At 75.3% G+C, this 1,800-nt stretch carries 2 protein-coding genes; both read right to left on the bottom strand.

Annotated features, from left to right (window positions below; all coding sequences use genetic code 11):
* Positions 1-26 precede the first annotated feature (26 nt).
* On the bottom strand, positions 27-908 hold the full coding sequence (locus GWI24_RS43975) for a hypothetical protein (protein ID WP_374103418.1): 882 nt from the start codon (positions 906-908) through the stop codon (positions 27-29).
* Positions 909-1,041: 133 nt separating this feature from the next.
* Positions 1,042-1,800 (bottom strand): CdaR family transcriptional regulator (locus GWI24_RS43970; protein ID WP_210951601.1); only part of this gene is annotated, 759 nt, incomplete at its 5' end.

Genomic DNA, 1,800 nt, shown 5'->3' with positions numbered 1-1,800 from the left:
ATCCCGCCCCAGGGCCGCCGGGCGGGTCAGTCGGCGGTGTCCTCGGTGGAGAGTTGTTCCGCGAGCCAGACGGGGACGCCGCCCAGGAGGCGGACCAGGCGGCCGGCCTCGGTGCGGAGGCGGGCGGCCTCGTCGGGGTCGGGTTCCACGTCGGCCAGGGCGGCCAGGGCCGGGGCGATGCCGACCAGGTAGCCCAGCTCCTCACGGATCCGCAGCGACTCCGCGAAGCCGTGCCGTGCGTCGGGCAGATCGCCCTCCGCCTCCGCCATGGCGGCCAGATGGCGCCAGGTGAACGAGCGCAGCAGGGTGTCGCCGTGCGCCGCCGCGCCCGCGTGGGCGCGCTGGAAGGCGGCCAGGGCGCCGGTCGGGTTGTGGGCCAGGTGCTGGGAGATCAGCCCGCGCCGGAAGTCCAGCAGCGGCCGGATCGGGGAGCCCGGTGAGAGCAGCGCGGCGGCGCGGCCGAGCGCGGTCCGCGCCTCGTCGGCCCGGTCCCGCACCCCGAGCAGCGTCGACGCGTACGCCAGATAGCCCCGCTCGCACGCGGTCGCGCCGCGCTCGGTGTCGGTGAGCGCGAGCGCCTCCGCCGCCCGCAGGGCGTCCTCGGCCGCGTCCCAGCCGGTGGAGGTGTACATGCACCGTTCGGTCAGGACGACGCTGCGCTTGAGCGCGGCCGAGGCGTCGTCCGCCGCTCGCGGGGTGAGCAGCTCGGCGGCGTCCTTCCAGCAGCCGCGCGAGCGCAGCCGCCATACCGCCGTGTCGAGTGGGTCGTCCATAAGCGGGTCGAGCCCGCGCCCCGTTCGTACCTCGGAATGGGAACCTGACGATCCAGGTGGTGACATGGCGGTGTCCGCCACATTGCCCTCCCCAAGCGCGCCATCGAGCCGGAAGCCGTGGGCGAATCTCAGCATGAATGCGCGCGCCCGGCCAAGAGGTTGGTGTGAATGAATTCACAAACCCCTGGCAAGGGTGATGTCGCGTTGGGGCACGGAGACGCGCTCCGGGCGCTTCCGCAGACGCATCCGCCGTCGCTTCCGCGGCGCGTCAGCTCATGCGCAGCGCGAGGAAGAAGTCCAGCTTGTCCTCCAGGCGCGACAGCTCGCGCCCGGTCAGCTGCTCGATCCGGCCGATCCGGTAGCGCAGCGTGTTGACGTGCAGATGGAGCCGGGAGGCGCAGCGCGTCCAGGAGCCGTCGCAGTCCAGGAACGCCTCCAGGGTCGGGATCAGCTCGGCCCGGTGGCGCCGGTCGTACTCGCGCAGCGGGTCCAGCAGCCGGGCGGTGAAGGCGCGCCGCACATCGTCCGGGACGAAGGGGAGCAGCAGTACGTGCGAGGCCAGCTCCTGATGTCCGGCCGCGCATACCCGCCCGGGGCGCGCGGCGGCCACGCGCCGGGCGTGCCGGGCCTCCTCCAGGGCGCCGCGCAGCCCGTCGGCGGAGTGCACGGCGGCGCTGACGCCGAGGGTCAGCCGGCCGTCGCCGTCCAGGCCCCGGGCGAGCGGCTCCCGGACGGCGGCGAGCAGCGCGTCGGCCTGCACCCCCTCCGTCTCCGGGTGGTCCGCGGCGCCGTCCGACGGGCCGTCGGAGAGCGCCGGGAGCGGTACGAGCGCCACCGCCTCGTCACCGGTGTGCGCCACGGCGATCCGGTCCGAGGGCTCCGGCCCGGTCTCGTACGGGTCGACCAGGATCTCCTCCAGCAGCGACTGGGCGACCCGGCCGCCGGGGATGCCACCGGGGACGTCCCTGCCGTCCGGCGAGGAGCCCTCCCGCGCGCCCCGGTCCCGCGCGCTCCCGTCCCATGGGGC

The organism is Streptomyces sp. MK37H (genome assembly GCF_018035285.1).
Classification (GTDB): Bacteria; Actinomycetota; Actinomycetes; order Streptomycetales; family Streptomycetaceae; genus Streptomyces; species Streptomyces endocoffeicus.
Note: the sequence above shows the minus strand (reverse complement) of the source record. Positions and strands in the feature narration are given on the sequence as shown.